Raw genomic sequence first — 16,262 nt, 5'->3', positions numbered from 1 at the left:
AGGATGGCTGCAGTCATTTCGCCAACTCTGCAACAAATACGATCAATACACCAAGCGGCGCGACCACACGAATCAGCCAATAGACCAAGCCAAACAGCAGCGGATTGTTGATTGCCAGCTCCTCGCGCACGACTTCGCGCTTGAGTACCCAACCGGCGAACAGCACGAAGGCCAGGCCTCCCGCCGGCAATAGAATGCGGCTGGTCAGGTAGTCGATGCTGTCAAAGAAATTTCGCCCACCTTCGGCGCCCCACTGAAACAGGTGAAAGCCATCGGCAGCAAAGACGAAGAACTTGGCCTCGGCGCCAACATTGAAGGACAACACCGTACCCATGCCCACCATCCAGCACAACAGCACCAACACGCTGGTAACCAACGTCCTGCTGCGCCGGGTACGCTCGACCAGATACGCGACTGCCGGTTCCAGCATCGAGATCGACGAGCTCCAGGCGGCAATCAGCACCAGAACGAAAAACAACGTACCCATGGCCTGACCGAAGGCGATGCTGCCAAAGGCCACCGGCAAGGTAACAAACATCAGCCCGGGCCCGGCACCTGGCTGCATGCCGGCGGCAAACACGATAGGAAACAGCGCCAGTCCGGCAGTCAGGGCCACCAGGGTGTCGAGAATGCCAACGGCCAGCACCGTGCTGCCAATCGAAGCCCGCTTGGGCATATAGGCGCCATAGACCATGATCGACCCGACGCCAACGCTGAGGGTGAAGAAGGCATGCCCCAGCGCAGCCAGCACGCCATCGAGCAATCTGTCGGGCTGAAAATCGAAAAGGAAGTGAAATCCCTGCATAAAGTGCCCGGTGGTCATGCTGTAACCCAGCAACACCAGCAGCAGAATGAACAAGAGCGGCATCATGATGCGCAAACTGCGCTCCAGGCCTGCCACCACGCCGCGAGCGATGACGAAGCCGGTCAACAGCATGAACAGTGTGTGCCACAGCAGCAGACGCCAGGGATCGGCCGTCAGCGCACCGAACGCAGCCCCCGCCCCATCGGCACTGACGCCCTCGAATCGGCCGCCACCCATGGCGACGATGTAGTCCAGCGACCAGCCGGCGATGACACTGTAAAAGGACAGGATCAGCAACGCGGCGACCATGCCCATCAGCGCGGCCCACGACCACCTTGGCGAGCCCCCAGACTCCAGCGCCAGCGCCCCCAGCGCATTCACCGGACTCTGCCGGCCGCGGCGCCCGATCAGGGTTTCCGCCAGCATGATCGGCAAGCCGACCAGGAAAATGCACAGCAGGTACATGATGACAAAGGCCCCACCGCCATACATGCCGGCCATGTAGGGAAACTTCCAGATATTGCCGAGCCCCACTGCCGAACCGGTTGCCGCCAGGATAAACACCCAGCGACTGGCCCAGGCGCCGTGGATCGAAACCTTGTCACTCACTATGAAAACGCCCGAGATATGTGAAAAAGACGCGCATTGTCCGGGTTTAGCCCTCCTCTCTCAAGATCAGGCTGTCGCCAGCAGGCCAACGACTCCCTATAATGCGCGCCCTATGGCTAAACAAAAGAAACACCCTCAAGGCACCATCGCCCAGAACAAAAAGGCGATGCACGACTATTTCGTCGAATCCAGATTCGAGGCGGGCCTGGTCCTGGCCGGCTGGGAAGTGAAAAGCCTGCGCGCCGGCAAGGCTCAGTTGGTCGACAGCTATGTGTTGCTGAAAGACGACGAGGCCTGGCTGATGGGCTGCCACATCACCCCACTGAAGACCGCCAGCACCCACGTGATTGCCGACCCGATCCGCACACGCAAGCTGCTGCTGAACAAGCGCGAGCTGGAAAAGCTGTTCGGCGCCGTGCAGCAGAAGGGTTACACCTGCGTGGCACTGTCGGTTTACTGGAAGGCGCATTTGATCAAATGCGAGATTGCCCTGGCCAAGGGCAAGAAGGACTTCGACAAGCGCCACACCGAAAAAGAACGTGACGCCGACCGTGAAGTCCAGCGCGCCATGCGCAGCAAGGGCAAGGACGACTGATAACGATCTGGCCCTGGCGGATTACGCCGCCAAAGCGCGACAGATCGTCATCCTGCAGACAGCCAACCCGCCCTATGACTTGGGACTTGCCGCTGGCCCGCGGCGCTGCGCCCTTTCTTCTCGCCGCGCCTGCTGCTGCACTTCGGCGAGCACTTCCTGCACATAGTCGATATGCCGATTGGACAACTGCCGCGCGTCCTCGGCGCGGCCCTCCATGATCGCCTGATAAAGCGCCCGATGCTGCTCGATCAGCATGTCGCGGGTCTCGTCACGCTGGGCGTACATGCCGCCGATATTGGTCACCACGTTGCGCTTGAGCAGATCGAACAACCCGCGAATGGTGTGCAGCAACACGGCGTTATGACTGGCTTCGGCGATGGCCAGGTGAAAGCTCGCATCGGCCGCGCCCTCTTCGGCGCGGGTCACCTTGCCGCTGCGGCTGTAACAGTCCTGCAGCGCGGCAAAGGCCTCACTCAGGCGCTGGCGATCCAGTTCGGTGGCGCGCTGCGCCGCATAGAACGCGCAGGAACCTTCCAGGGTATGGCGAAACTCCAGCAGATCGCGCTGGGCTTCCGGATTGCTCTCCAACAGCTGCAACAACGGATCGCTGAAGGTGGAACCGAGTGATTCGGCGACATAGTTGCCGCCGCCCTGACGACTGACCAGCAGGCCCTTGGCCGCCAGTTTCTGAATCGCCTCTCGCAATGACGGCCGCGACACGCCGAAGCGCTCGGCCAGCGCACGTTCGGCAGGTAACCGCTCGCCCGCTCGCAACGTGCCTTCCAGGATCATGGTTTCCAGCTGAACGACGATATCGTCCGACAAACGGCGCTGGCGCACCTGCCCTACCTCCATAACCCCAACCTCACTGGTTTTACCACCTGAAACGCCCTCCTCAGGGACTTGTAGAGCAAGCCTATAGCGGCACTTAAGCCCTTACAAGACAAGGTTATTCGACCAAAGTAGTAAGCCTGCTAATTGACAGTGGCAAGCATCCACTTTTACTCTGGCCGCGCCACATTGTAAATTGGTATTACCAATTTACCCAAATCTAAAACAATTCCAAGAAGCTCATGAGGTCTCCCATGCCGGTCATCGCCAAACCACTTGCCGCACCGCTGCATCCGCATTCACCCATGCGCATTGCGCGCTGCTAAGGAGAGACCGACATGTCATCTGGTCTTCTTGCCCTACTCGCTTTTTCACCGATCCTGCTGGCAGCCATTCTGCTGGTCGGCCTGCGCTGGCCGGCCAAGCACGCCATGCCGCTGGTCTACCTGGTCACCGCCGCCATTGGCCTGTTCGCCTGGGAGATGAGTTTCAACCGCGTACTCGCCTCGACCCTGCAAGGCCTGCTGATTACCCTGGGCCTGCTGTGGATCATCTTCGGCGCCATCCTGCTACTCAACACCCTCAAGCACTCCGGCGGCATCACCGCGATCCGCGCCGGCTTCGCCACCATCAGCCCTGACAGGCGGATTCAGGCGATCATCATTGCCTGGCTGTTCGGCTGCTTTATCGAAGGCGCCTCAGGCTTCGGCACGCCGGCGGCGATCGCCGCACCGCTGCTGGTGGCCATCGGCTTCCCGGCCATGGCTGCGGTCATGCTTGGCATGCTGGTGCAGAGCACGCCAGTGTCCTTTGGCGCTGTAGGCACGCCGATCATCGTCGGGGTCAGTACCGGACTGGATTCGGCCACTATCGGCGCACAACTGGTTGAGCAAGGCTCCTCCTGGGCGCAGTTCCTGCAGCTGATCACCAGTGAAGTGGCGATCATCCACGCCATCGTCGGCACCGTGATGCCGTTGATCATGGTGCTGATGCTGACGCGCTTCTTCGGTACCGAAAAGAGCTGGAAAGCCGGCTTCGAAGTCCTGCCGTTCGCAATTTTCGCCGGTCTGGCCTTCACCATCCCCTACGCCCTCACCGGGGTGTTCCTCGGCCCGGAATTTCCGTCGCTGGCCGGCGGCCTGATCGGCCTGGCGATTGTCACCAGCGCCGCGCGCCTGGGCTTTCTGCTGCCGAAAAACACCTGGGACTTCGCCCCGGCGGACAAGTGGCCGAGCGAATGGCTGGGCACCATCGAAATGAAGCTGGACCAACTGACCGCCAAGCCCATGAGTTCCCTGCGCGCCTGGCTGCCCTATGTGCTGGTCGGCGCCCTGCTGGTGATCAGCCGGGTCGTGCCGGAAGTCGGCGCCGCCCTGAAAGCGGTGGTGGTCAACTTCCCCGACCTGCTCGGTGAAACCGGGGTCAGCGCCAACTTCATGCCGCTGTATTTGCCGGGCGGCATACTGGTTGCGGTAGTCATCGCCACCTTCTTCTTCCATCGCATGAAACTGCGCGACCTGGGTTTGGCGGTCAAGGAGTCCTCCGGGGTGCTGCTCAGCGCCGGTTTCGTCCTGCTGTTTACCGTGCCGATGGTGCGTATCCTGATCAACTCGGGGGTCAACGGCGCCGACCTGGCAAGCATGCCAATCCTGATGGCGCGCTGGGTGGCTGACAGCGTCGGTGGCATCTACCCGCTGCTGGCACCGAGCATCGGTGCTCTGGGCGCCTTTATCGCCGGTTCCAACACCGTCAGCAACATGATGTTCAGCCAGTTCCAGTTCGGCGTGGCCACCAACCTGGGTATTTCCAGCGCACTGATCGTTGCGGTACAGGCAATTGGTGCCGCCGCCGGCAATATGGTCGCCATCCACAACGTGGTCGCCGCCTCTGCCACGGTCGGCCTGCTCGGCCGCGAAGGCAGCATCCTGCGCAAGACCATCTGGCCTACCCTGTACTACGTGCTCTTTACCGGCCTGATCGCCCTGATCGCGATCTACCTGTTGGGCGTCGGCGATCCGCTGCTCGCTGGCTGACCGACCGACGCTAGCCATTCACGACTCCCGTATACCCGGGTAGCCGGCCCCTCAATAGTTGAGGGCCGGCTACCCGGGCGAGAACAGCCTGCTCCTGGCAAAGGATGAATCCGATGATCATTTCCGCCTCCACCGACTACCGCGCGGCGGCACAACGCAAGCTGCCGCCGTTCCTGTTCCACTACCTCGACGGCGGCGCCTACGCCGAACACACGCTGCGGCGCAACGTCGAGGACCTGGCCGACATCGCCCTGCGTCAGCGGGTCCTGCGCAACATGTCCGAGTTGAGCCTGGAAACCCGCCTGTTCAACGAAACCCTGTCGATGCCCGTGGCACTCGCACCGGTCGGCCTGACCGGCATGTACGCGCGCCGCGGCGAAGTGCAGGCAGCCAAGGCCGCCGCAGCCAAGGGCATTCCCTTCACCCTGTCGACAGTGTCGGTGTGCCCGATCGAAGAGGTGGCGCCGGCAATCGACCGGCCGATGTGGTTCCAGCTCTACGTCCTCAAGGACCGCGGTTTCATGAAGAATGCGCTGGAGCGGGCCAAGGCCGCCGGCGTGACCACCCTGGTGTTTACCGTCGACATGCCGGTACCGGGCGCCCGCTACCGCGACGCCCACTCCGGCATGAGCGGGCCTAATGCACCGCTGCGGCGGATGCTGCAGGCCATGACGCATCCGAGCTGGGCCTGGGACGTGGGCTTGCTCGGCAAGCCCCACGACCTGGGCAATATCTCCGCCTACCGCGGCAGCCGCACCGGCCTAGCTGACTACATCGGCTGGCTCGGCGCCAACTTCGACCCGTCGATCTCGTGGAAGGACCTGGAATGGATCCGCGAATTCTGGGACGGCCCGATGGTGATCAAGGGCATCCTCGATCCGCAGGACGCAAAGGACGCGGTGAGCTTTGGTGCCGACGGTATCGTCGTCTCCAACCACGGCGGCCGCCAGCTCGACGGCGTGCTGTCGAGTGCACGGGCGCTGCCGGCCATCGCCGACGCGGTCAAGGGCGACCTGGCGATCCTCGCCGACTCGGGCATTCGCACCGGCCTGGATGTGGTGCGCATGATCGCCCTTGGGGCGGACACGGTACTGCTCGGACGCGCCTTCATCTACGCCCTGGCCGTCGCCGGCGGCGCGGGCGTGAGCAACCTGCTCGACCTGATCGACAAAGAGATGCGCGTGGCCATGGTATTGACCGGTGCCAAGTCGATCAGCGAAATCAGCGCCGACTCGCTGGTACGTGAGCTGGGTCGCTGAGCCTGCACCATGCCACTGTAGGAGTCAGGGGGACGCCTAGCCCTTGCCGTGTCCTACCAGTAAAAGATAACCGACAATTTCCGGAGCCTGCATGAGCCTGCCCGTCGCCTTCCTCGCCGCCGTCGAGCGCCTGATCCCCTGCGAGCGCCGTTTCGACGATGCCCTCTCGACCCTGGCCTTCGGCACCGACGCCAGCTTCTACCGGCTGATTCCGCAGCTGGTGATTCGGGTCGAGTCCGAGCTGGAAGTGGTCGACCTGCTCAAGCTGGCTAGCGCCGAACAAGTGCCGGTGACTTTCCGCGCCGCCGGCACCAGCCTTTCCGGCCAGGCGATCAGCGACTCGGTATTGCTCGTGCTGGGCGATAACTGGAACGGCCGAGAAATCCGTGGCCAGGGCCGCCAGATTCGCCTGCAACCCGGGGTGATCGGCGCCCAGGCCAACGCCGTGCTGGCGCCCTTCCAGCGCAAGATTGGCCCCGACCCGGCCTCGATCAATGCCTGCAAGATCGGCGGCATCGTCGCCAACAATGCCAGCGGCATGTGCTGCGGCACAGCGCACAATACCTATCACACCCTGGCCGGCATGCGCCTGGTGCTGGCCGACGGCACGGTGCTGGATACAGAAGACGCGCTGAGTGTGGCGGCATTCGAAACCAGCCACGCAGAACTGCTCGGGCAACTGGCCGAACTGGGCCGGCAGACCCGCGCCAATGCCGCGCTGGCCGCCAGAATCCGGCATAAATACCGGCTGAAGAACACCACCGGCCTGTCGCTCAATGCCCTGGTCGACTTCGACCGGCCGCTGGATATCCTCAGCCACCTGATGGTCGGCTCCGAAGGCACCCTGGGCTTTATCAGCGCGGTGACCTACGACACGGTGCCCGACCACCCGCACAAGGCCAGCGCCCTGCTGGTATTCCCCGATGTGGAGAGTTGCTGCCGCGCGGTCACCGTACTCAAGCTGCAGCCGGTGTCCGCCGTCGAACTGCTGGATCGGCGCAGCCTGCGTTCGGTCGAAAGCAAACCCGGCATGCCGGACTGGGTGAAGAGCCTGTCGAATGGTGCCTGCGCCCTGCTGATCGAATCGCGCGCCGCCAGCCAGAGCCTGCTGCATGAGCAACTAGCGTTGATCATGGCGTCGATTGCCGAGTTTGCCCTGGAAAAACAGGTCGACTTCAGCGAAGACCCGACGGTCTACAACCTGCTGTGGAAGATCCGCAAGGACACCTTCCCCGCTGTCGGCGCAGTGCGCCAGACCGGCACCACGGTGATCATCGAGGACGTGACCTTCCCCATCGAACAGCTCGCCGAAGGGGTCAATCGCCTGCTCGCGCTGTTCGACAAGCATCACTACGACGAGGCGATCATTTTCGGCCATGCCCTGGAGGGCAACCTGCACTTCGTCTTCACCCAGGGCTTCGACGACCCGCTGCAGGTGGCCCGCTACGAAGCCTTCATGCAGGACGTGACGCAACTGGTGGCGGTCGAGTTCGGCGGCTCGCTCAAGGCCGAGCACGGCACCGGGCGCAATATGGCGCCGTTCGTCGAGCTGGAATGGGGCGCGGATGCCTACCAGCTGATGTGGCAGCTCAAGCGCCTGCTCGACCCGCACGGCATTCTCAACCCGGATGTGGTGCTCAGCGACGACTCGCAGATTCACCTGAAAAACCTCAAGCCGTTGCCCGCCGCCGACGAGATCGTCGACAAGTGCATCGAATGCGGTTTCTGCGAGCCGGTCTGCCCGTCCAAGGGGCTGACCCTCAGCCCGCGCCAGCGCATCGTCATCTGGCGCGATATCCAGGCAAAGAAGCGCGCCGGCATCGACACCGCCGCCCTGGAGCGCGACTACCAGTACCAGGGCATCGACACCTGCGCCGCCACCGGCCTGTGCGCCCAGCGCTGCCCGGTTGGCATCAACACCGGCGATCTGGTGCGCAAACTGCGTGCCCGCGATGCCCATAATCAACGCGGCGCCGACTGGCTGGCGAACAATTTCCGGCGCGCCATGCAAGGCACCCGGGTCCTGCTGCACGTGGCCAACGGTGCCCGCCTGCTCATGGGCGCCCCGCTGCTCAGCCGCACCTCTGCCGCCCTGAGCAAGGCCAGCCGGGGTCGCGTGCCGCAGTGGACAGCGGCAATGCCGCAACCGGTGCACCGACTGCAACTGCCCGTGGCCACTGACGATCAGCGCCCGCGGGTGGTTTACCTCGCCGCCTGCGTATCCCGCGCCATGGGCCCGGCCGCAAGCGATGCCGAGCAGATGCCGCTGCTCGACAAGACCCGCGCGCTCCTGGAGAAAGGCGGCTTCCAGGTGGTGTTCCCGGACAATCTGGACAACCTCTGCTGCGGCCAGCCATTCGCCTCCAAGGGTTACCCCGCGCAAGCCGACAGCAAGCGCCAGCAACTCATAGACGCGCTACTCAAGGCCAGCCGCGGCGGCCTCGACCCGATCTACTGCGACACCAGCCCCTGTACCCTGCGCCTGCTGCAGGACGGCCTCGACCCGCGCCTGAAACTGCATGACCCGGTGAAATTCATTCGCGAGCAGCTGGTCGATCGCCTGCAATTCCATCCCCAGGACAAGCCCGTGGCGGTGCACGTCACCTGCAGCACCCAGCACCTGGGCGAAGCCCAGGGATTGATCGATATCGTGCGTCGCTGCACCCGCGAGGTGGTGGTTCCGGAAGGCATTCACTGCTGCGGCTTCGCCGGCGACAAGGGCTTCACCACCCCGCAACTCAACGCCCACTCGCTGCGCGGTCTTAAGGACGCGGTGCAGATCTGCGAGGAAGGCATCAGCACCAGCCGCACCTGCGAGATCGGCCTGAGCCAGCACGGTGGTATCGACTACCACGGGCTGGTCTACCTGGTGGACAGAGTGACCCATGCCAAGCCCTGATCACCTTGCCCCGCCCTGCGGGGCTTTTTATTCCCGCGGGAAAACAGACCAACGGCTCAACGCCGCCAACGATGCTTCTATACTGAAAGTCCCAGCTGTCTAAAGGAGCATCTCCATGCGACGTTTAGCCGCTTTTTTCACCATGGCACTGCTCAGCACTTCGCTGTGGGCCATGCACTGCCCTGCCGATATGGCAAAAATAGATGCCATGCTGCAAAGCAATCCCCCCGGAGACGCGACCGTCCTGGCGCAAGTGCAAAAGCTCCGCGCCGAAGGCGAAGAGTTGCACAATGCAGGCAATCACAGCGAGTCCGTGAAAGTACTCGGCGAAGCCCTACAATTGCTCGAGGCCAGCGAATAGGCCCGAATCAGAGGCCCTGACCCAACAGGGTCAGGGCCAGCCGGCGTACCTGAGCCAGATCGATAGGTTTGGCCAGGCACGCTTGCGCCCCGCGCTGGCGAGCCTCGCTAAACACCGCCTCATCGGCTGTCGCACTGATCACCAACACTGGTACCGCACGCAAGCGTGAATCGCTGCGCATGGCATCCAGCACCTGCAAGCCGTCGCCGTCGGGCAAATCCAGATCGAGCAACAGCAGAGTCGGCGTGCAGCGCTCCAGCTCGGCCAACGCCCGCTGCACCGAACCGACCCCGCGTACATCGGCGAACTCACGCAACGCTTCCTGCACCACCTTCACACATGCCGGGTGATCCTCGACGCACAGCACTGCGGCTTTAGGTTTTGGTTGCACCGCCTCAACCAGCGGTGCAGCCGGAGCGACCGCCTCGGGTGCCGCGGCGCTGGGCAAGTCGATCCAGAAACGACTACCACTGCCGAGCGTGCTGCTAAACCCCATTTCACCGCCCATCAGACTGGCCAGTTCACGGCACAACACCAAGCCGATACCGGTACCAGGAATGCTTGAGTTTTCTCGCCCCAGACGCTGGAATGGCTGGAACAACTGGGCCTGCTGTTCGCGAGCCAGGCCTGGACCACTGTCCTCGACCCACAAGCGTACGCAGTCCGAGCGCACTTCATAGCCCAAGCTGATCATGCCCTGTGGGCTGTTGTATTTGATCGCGTTGGACAGCAGATTGAGAATCACCTGACGCAGACGACGCATATCCGCCTGGACATACAAACCAGCGTCGACCTCGGCCAGCACCTGCAGCTGCAGGCGCCGCTGCTGTACTTCAGGGAGTACCAGTTCGGCGCAGCCATTGAGCAACGCGCCGACTTCCACCGCCTGCAACTGCAACTGCTGGCGGCGACTCTCGATGCTCGACAGATCGAGAATGTCATCGACCAATGCCGTCAGATGGCGACTGGCATTCACGATCTCGCGGGCATAATCCGCTTCCTGCTGGGCCTCCGGCTTGTCTTGCGCCTCCAGCTCGATCAACTGGGCAAAGCCATAGATGGCATTCAGCGGCGTGCGCAGTTCATGGCTCATGCTTGATAGAAAACGGCTCTTGGCCTGGCTGGCAGACTGCGCTTGCAGGCTGGCTCGGCGCAGCTCCTCCTGCACCTGCTTGAGCCGGGTAATGTCGACATGGGTACCGGCGATGCGCAAGGCGCCGCCATTGCTGTCGCGTTCGAGCACCTTGCCGCGGCTGAGCAGCCAGATGTATTCACCACTGGCATCGGCATAGCGGTACTCCCCCTCGAACTGATCCTCACCACTGACGGCGAATAGCTGACGCAGATGACGGATGCGCTCCAGGTCATCGGGGTGCACGCGCAGGTTGAACTCACTGAAACTCATGCTCTCGGTTCTCAGGCCGAAGCGCTTGACGAAGTGATCACTGAGCTTGATGAGCATGTTTGGCGCATCCACCTCCCACAGGCTCTCGGTGGTACTTTCCAGCACCAGCTGCAAAATGCGCTGCGTCTCGTAGCGTTCGCTCTCGCTGGCCTGCAACTGCTCCCCGGTCTGTTGCACGGCCTGGGCCATGCTGACCAACTCATCGATCTGGCTGGACGGCGCACTGGGGTGATAATCGCCCTGACCTAGCCGGCGCATCATGCCGACGATACCGGCAATCGGCTGAGCCAGCTGATCACTCAAGCGCCGCGAACGCAGCCACATCCAGGCAAAAAACAGCAGGTAGAACAGCGCCAGGCCGACAATCAACAAATAGCCGATCTGCAAGTAGCGCTCGGCCAGGCGGTTGGTCTCGCTGAAGATGTTTTCCTCATCCACCACCAGCAGCAGGCGCCAGCCCGTTTGCGGAATCTCGCTCCAGGCCACCAGCTGCTTGCGCCCCCCGAGCAGCACCTCCTGCACATGGCTCTGACCGACCGCCATGGCCTGCAACAGCGGCTGCATGTCGGCGCGCGAGTTCAGGCTGAAATCCTCCGGTTTGAGTACTTCGCGACGCACTGCCTCGGCATAGGAATACTCAGTCAACTCGCTCAGCGCAAAATCCTCCTCGCCGGCCTGCGGCAGCGCCATGATGTTGTTGTCGCGACTGACCAACATGGCATAGCCCTGCCAAGGCACATCCAGCTCACCAATTTCGCTGAGCATCTGGCCGACGGTGATATCCAGGCCGACCACCCCCTCGAGGAAATCACCGCGATACACCGGCGCCACTGCTGACATCATCCAGCCCTGCCCGGCCGGATCGAGATAAACATCGGTCCACACCACGTCGCGCTCGGGGTTATGCCGAGCGTCGGCAAGGTAATAGAAGTTGTAATCGGGTATCACCATGTCATGGGGATACTGCTCGGGCGTCATGAAGAACGGATAAATGCGGTTATAGCTGTCCCAGCTGTTGAAATAGAGCGCGCTGACCAACGGGTTGGCGTCGCGGATCGAGCGCATCAGCGGATCGATTTGTGACAACCGCAAGGCCTTGGCGTGATCCTGCTGCAGCGGTGGCGTGCTGTTGGCGTAGAACGACGCAGCACGGTCATCGTCGCTACGGCTGTAAAACACCCCATTGGCAGTCGATACATGCCGTGCGAGCTCAAGTGCGTCAGGCCGGAAGTCAGTGTTTTGCAGCGCATGATTTGCCGCATCGCGAAAAATCCGCACCTGCGCCTCAACCGAGCGCAAACGGCTGTCGATCACCTGGCCCTCGCGCGCCACAGCCGAGGACAAATCCGCCAGAGCGCTCTGCTGCAGATGACCGACTTGCGCATCGCGAATGGCCGCATTGCTCAGCAAATACACGGTAATCAACACCGACTCCACCAGGATCAGCGGAATCAAGGCACTCTGCACAAAGGCGCGCCAAATCCACTGGCGCACGGGGTAACGCGATACTCGCGGCATAATTCAGGTCTCTTCCCAAAGACATTGCACCCACTTCAAGTCGCAAGCATAGCTGCAGATGACCTTCAGCGTCCGCCTGAAGATTGCCCGGTCGACGCTACGGAACCTTTGCCGTACACTAGCGTCGAACCTTTCAAGTTACACAGCTTTGGGGCCGATTAGGATTCGACGCCGGTAGCAAAACTCGAGGGGCATGCCGAGTTGGTAACAGAACTCGTAAATAAACTGTTGCAAACCTCCATAATTGCCAATGATGACAATTACGGTGCTCAACTAGCTGCGTAAGCAGCCTAGTCGCACTTCTGGTAGCTTCGGCTCCAGCAATCATTAGGGGATGTCTGTAAACCCGAAATGATTGTCATATAGAACAGAATCGCCGCGTAGTACGTTGTGGACGAAGTGGCTAAAAATTACACAACTCGCCCAAAGCACCCTGCCCGTCGGGCGGCCAAGGGTTAACTCAGTAGACACGGCTAAGCATGTAGAACCAACAGCGGAGAACTGGCGGACGGGGGTTCAAATCCCCCCGGCTCCACCAAATACCCTTCCCAGGAAGGTTCAAAAAAGCCGTAAAGCCTAGAGAAATCAAAGCTTTACGGCTTTTTTGTTGCCCACGTTTTTCCACCTGATCCCAGGGCATCCCTCGGTTGACGGGGGCATATATGGGGGCATAAAACGCTCATCAGCTCGCTCAACCCGTCGCTCGTCAAACAGCGCCCCTGCTCAGGCCATCCACTACATCCACGCCTCACACAGCGTTTCGGCCTGATCCAGTACCAGCTGCGCCGCTTCTTCCTGTTGATCCGGTGGGTATTTGTATTTGCGCAGAATGCGTTTGACCAGCAGCCTGAGCTTGGCCCGCACGCTGTCGCGGCTGCTCCAGTCGACGCTGACGTTTTTGCGCAGGCTGTCGGTCAGTTCGTGGGCGATCTTGGCCAGGGTTTCATCGCCCAGCTCACGCACCGAGGCCTCGTTGTTGGCCAGGGCATCATAGAAGGCCAGCTCGTCATCGTTCAGGCCCAGGGCATCGCCGCGCTTGCTGGCGGCGGCGAACTTCTTGGCCATTTCGATCAGTTCTTCGATCACCTGGGCGGTTTCGATGGAGCGGTTCTGGTAGCGCTTGATCACGCTGTCGAGCAACTCGGAGAACTTCTTCTCTTGCGCCAGGTTGCTGCTGAAGCGGCTCTTGATTTCCCCTTCGAGCAAGCGCTCCAGCAGCTCCACCGCCAGGTTCTTCTCTGGCAGGTTGCGCACCTCGGCGAGGAAATCCTCATCCAGCAGGCCGATATTGGGTTTGTCCAACCCCACTGCCTGGAACACGTCCACCACCTCGCCCGATACCACAGCATTGCCGATGATCTGGCGGATGGCCAACTCGCGCTCTTCGTCGGTCTTCTTCTGCGCGCTGACTTCACGCTTGATCAGCATCACCTTGATCGCCTGGAAGAACGCCACTTCCTCGCGCACTGCCTTGGCTTCATCCAGGGTGCAGCACAGGGTGAAGGCCTTGCTCATGGCCAGGGCGTTGTCGGCGAAGCGCTTCTTGCCATCCTTCTCGCCCAGCACATGGTTGGCGGCGCCGGCCAGCAGCTTGTGGCCACCGGTGAGGAAATCGCTGAAGTCGAAGCCATGCAGCAGGCTGCGCAGCACATCGAGCTTTTCTTCCAGCAGCGCATACGCCTCATGGGCATCCACCGTTGGCCGGCCACGGCCCTTGCTGGCGGTGTACTCCTTGAGTGCCGCTTTCAGCTCGTTGGCGATGCCGATGTAATCCACCACCAGGCCGCCCTGCTTGTCCTTGAACACGCGGTTTACCCGGGCGATGGCCTGCATCAGGTTGTGGCCCTTCATCGGCTTGTCGACGTACAGGGTGTGTACACAGGGCGCATCGAAGCCGGTCAGCCACATGTCACGCACTATCACCAGCCTGAGCGGGTCTTGCGGGTCCTTGAAGCGTTTCTCCAGGCGCTTTTTCACCTGGTGGCTGTAGATATGCGGACGCAATAATGCCTTGTCCGAGGCGCTGCCGGTCATGACCACCTTGATCGCGCCCTTCTCTGGGTCTTCGTCGTGCCAATCGGGACGCTGAGTGATGATCTCGTTGTACAGGTGCACGCAAATCTCACGACTCATGGCCACCACCATGGCCTTGCCGTACTGGGCCTGATTGCGCTCTTCAAAGTGCTCGACCAGATCCTTGGCCACGCTCTGAATCCGCGGTTCGGCACCCACCACCTTTTCCAGCGCAGCCCAGCGGCTCTTCAGCCGCGACTGCTGGTCTTCCTCCTCGTCTTCGGCCAGCTCATCGACCTCGTCGTCGATATGCGAAAGCTCGCTGTCCTTGAGCGACAACTTGGCCAGCCGCGATTCGTAGTAGATGGCCACGGTGGCGCCATCTTCCTTGGCCTGCTGCATGTCGTAGACGTGGATGTATTCGCCGAATACCGAGCGCGTATCACGGTCTTCGCTGGATACCGGCGTACCGGTGAAGGCCACGAAGGTGGCATTGGGCAAGGCATCACGTAGATGCTGGGCGTAACCGACCTGATAGCGCGCGCTGCTTTCGGCGGCGTGCAAATAAGCGCCTGATTCCGGGTTGAAGGTGGCGCTCTTGGGATCGCCAGCAAGCTGGCTCCTACCTGGGGCCTTCAACTGGGCACTGAAGCCATACTGGGTGCGGTGTGCTTCGTCGGCGATCACCACGATATTCGAACGATCGGAGAGCACCGGAAAGGTGTCTTCATCCACTCCCGGCATGAACTTCTGAATGGTGGCGAACACGATGCCGCCGCTGGGGCGATTGGCCAGCTTGCTGCGCAAATCGCCACGGGACTCCACCTGCACCGGCTGCTCGCGCAACAGATCCTGCGACAGGGAAAACACCCCGAACAATTGGCCATCCAGGTCATTGCGATCGGTGATCACCACAATGGTCGGGTTCTCCATCGCCGCTTCCTGCATCACCCGCGCGGCGAAACAGGTCATGGTGATGCTCTTGCCGCTGCCCTGGGTATGCCACACCACCCCGCCCTTGTGCGTACCGCCTGGACGGGAGGCTTTTACCACCTGCTCAATCGCCGCACGCACGGCATGGAACTGGTGGTAGCCGGCAATCTTCTTCACCAGCCGACCATCGTCCTCAAACAGCACGAAGTAGCGCAGGTAATCCAGCAGCAACGCAGGTGCCATCACCCCACGCAGCAAGGTTTCCAGTTCATTGAACTGCCCCAGCGGATCAATGCTGAGACCGTCGATGGTGCGCCAGTTCATGTAGCGCTCACCGTCGGCCGATAGCGAGCCCATGCGCGCCTCACTGCCGTCAGAGATCACCAGGATCTGGTTGTACTGGAACACATCCGGGATCTGCTCCTTGTACGTCTGGATCTGGTCAAACGCCTTCCAGATATTGGCATGCACATCCGCCGGGTTCTTCAACTCCAGCAGCACCAGCGGCAAGCCGTTAACGAACAAGATGATGTCCGGCCGCCGCGTGTGCTTGGGCCCCTGGATGCTGAATTGATTGATCGCCAGCCAGTCGTTGGCCTTGACCTGCACCCAATCGATCAGCCGGACGAAGTCGCCACGGGTTTCGCCATCCTTCTGGTACTGCACCGGCACCCCGCCGACCAGCAAGCGATGGAACAGCCGGTTGGCCGACAACTGCACTGGCACGCCCAGCTCCAGCACTTGCTTGAGAGCATCCTCACGCGCGGCCAGCGGCACCGTAGGGTTGAGCCTGGCAATCGCCGCCCGCAGCCGCCCCGCCAACACCACCTGGCGATAGCTCTCTCGCTCAGGGCTGTCGCCATCGTGAGCGATATCGGGGCCGTACACATGGGTGTAACCCAGCTCGGCGAGCCATTCGAGTGCTTCTTGTTCCAGCTGGTCTTCGGTCATGCCGACTCGTTCCTTGATTCATTCAATGACGGGCAGCACTGCGCTCACCT

Annotated in this window: 9 protein-coding genes and 1 other RNA gene; 6 read left to right on the top strand and 4 right to left on the bottom strand. The window is 61.7% G+C overall.

All coding sequences use genetic code 11. The features are described 5' to 3' along the window. Positions 1 to 13: 13 nt before the first annotated feature. Positions 14 to 1,417: a sodium-dependent transporter gene (locus R3355_RS18865; protein ID WP_318962627.1), complete on the bottom strand. Its 1,404-nt coding sequence runs from the start codon at positions 1,415 to 1,417 to the stop codon at positions 14 to 16. A 109-nt stretch (positions 1,418 to 1,526) separates the two neighbouring features. Between R3355_RS18865 and smpB the strand changes: the two genes are divergently transcribed. Continuing rightward, on the top strand, positions 1,527 to 2,009 hold the full coding sequence (gene smpB, locus R3355_RS18860) for an SsrA-binding protein SmpB (protein WP_172151651.1): 483 nt from the start codon (positions 1,527 to 1,529) through the stop codon (positions 2,007 to 2,009). A 72-nt stretch (positions 2,010 to 2,081) separates the two neighbouring features. On the opposite strand, the gene R3355_RS18855 is transcribed toward smpB, so the two are convergent. Then, on the bottom strand, positions 2,082 to 2,864 hold the full coding sequence (locus R3355_RS18855) for an FCD domain-containing protein (RefSeq protein ID WP_318948506.1): 783 nt from the start codon (positions 2,862 to 2,864) through the stop codon (positions 2,082 to 2,084). Between the two features lie 314 nt (positions 2,865 to 3,178). Here R3355_RS18855 and R3355_RS18850 point away from each other — a divergent pair, with 314 nt between their 5' ends. The 4 genes from R3355_RS18850 (at position 3,179) to R3355_RS18835 (ending at position 9,392) form a co-directional block, all read left to right on the top strand. Further along, positions 3,179 to 4,873, top strand: a complete 1,695-nt coding sequence (locus tag R3355_RS18850) for an L-lactate permease (RefSeq protein ID WP_318948505.1) — start codon at positions 3,179 to 3,181, stop codon at positions 4,871 to 4,873. Between the two features lie 113 nt (positions 4,874 to 4,986). Then, positions 4,987 to 6,132, top strand: coding sequence for an FMN-dependent L-lactate dehydrogenase LldD (gene lldD / locus R3355_RS18845; protein ID WP_172151637.1), 1,146 nt, complete (start codon positions 4,987 to 4,989; stop codon positions 6,130 to 6,132). A 91-nt stretch (positions 6,133 to 6,223) separates the two neighbouring features. After that, the gene (locus R3355_RS18840) at positions 6,224 to 9,031 is read left to right on the top strand and encodes an FAD-binding and (Fe-S)-binding domain-containing protein (protein WP_318962604.1); all 2,808 of its coding nucleotides are present in this window, start codon (positions 6,224 to 6,226) and stop codon (positions 9,029 to 9,031) included. A gap of 115 nt (positions 9,032 to 9,146) precedes the next feature. Beyond that, a complete protein-coding gene (locus R3355_RS18835) occupies positions 9,147 to 9,392 on the top strand; it encodes a hypothetical protein (protein ID WP_318948503.1) in 246 nt (81 codons plus the stop codon). Between the two features lie 7 nt (positions 9,393 to 9,399). Here R3355_RS18835 and R3355_RS18830 read toward each other — a convergent pair whose 3' ends face one another. Continuing rightward, positions 9,400 to 12,315 (bottom strand): ATP-binding protein, encoded by a 2,916-nt coding sequence (locus R3355_RS18830; protein WP_318962603.1) that lies wholly within the window; start codon positions 12,313 to 12,315, stop codon positions 9,400 to 9,402. A gap of 150 nt (positions 12,316 to 12,465) precedes the next feature. Between R3355_RS18830 and ssrA the strand changes: the two genes are divergently transcribed. After that, positions 12,466 to 12,853, top strand: a transfer-messenger RNA (tmRNA) gene (gene ssrA / locus R3355_RS18825). A gap of 197 nt (positions 12,854 to 13,050) precedes the next feature. Here ssrA and R3355_RS18820 read toward each other — a convergent pair. Next, positions 13,051 to 16,212 (bottom strand): type I restriction endonuclease subunit R, encoded by a 3,162-nt coding sequence (locus tag R3355_RS18820; protein WP_318962602.1) that lies wholly within the window; start codon positions 16,210 to 16,212, stop codon positions 13,051 to 13,053. Between the last annotated feature and the right edge of the window lie 50 nt (positions 16,213 to 16,262).

Origin of the sequence: Pseudomonas sp., assembly GCF_033723075.1 — a bacterium.
Classification (GTDB): Bacteria; Pseudomonadota; Gammaproteobacteria; order Pseudomonadales; family Pseudomonadaceae; genus Aquipseudomonas.
The sequence above is the reverse complement of the archived record's forward strand: the minus strand, read 5'-3'. Positions and strand labels throughout refer to the sequence as shown.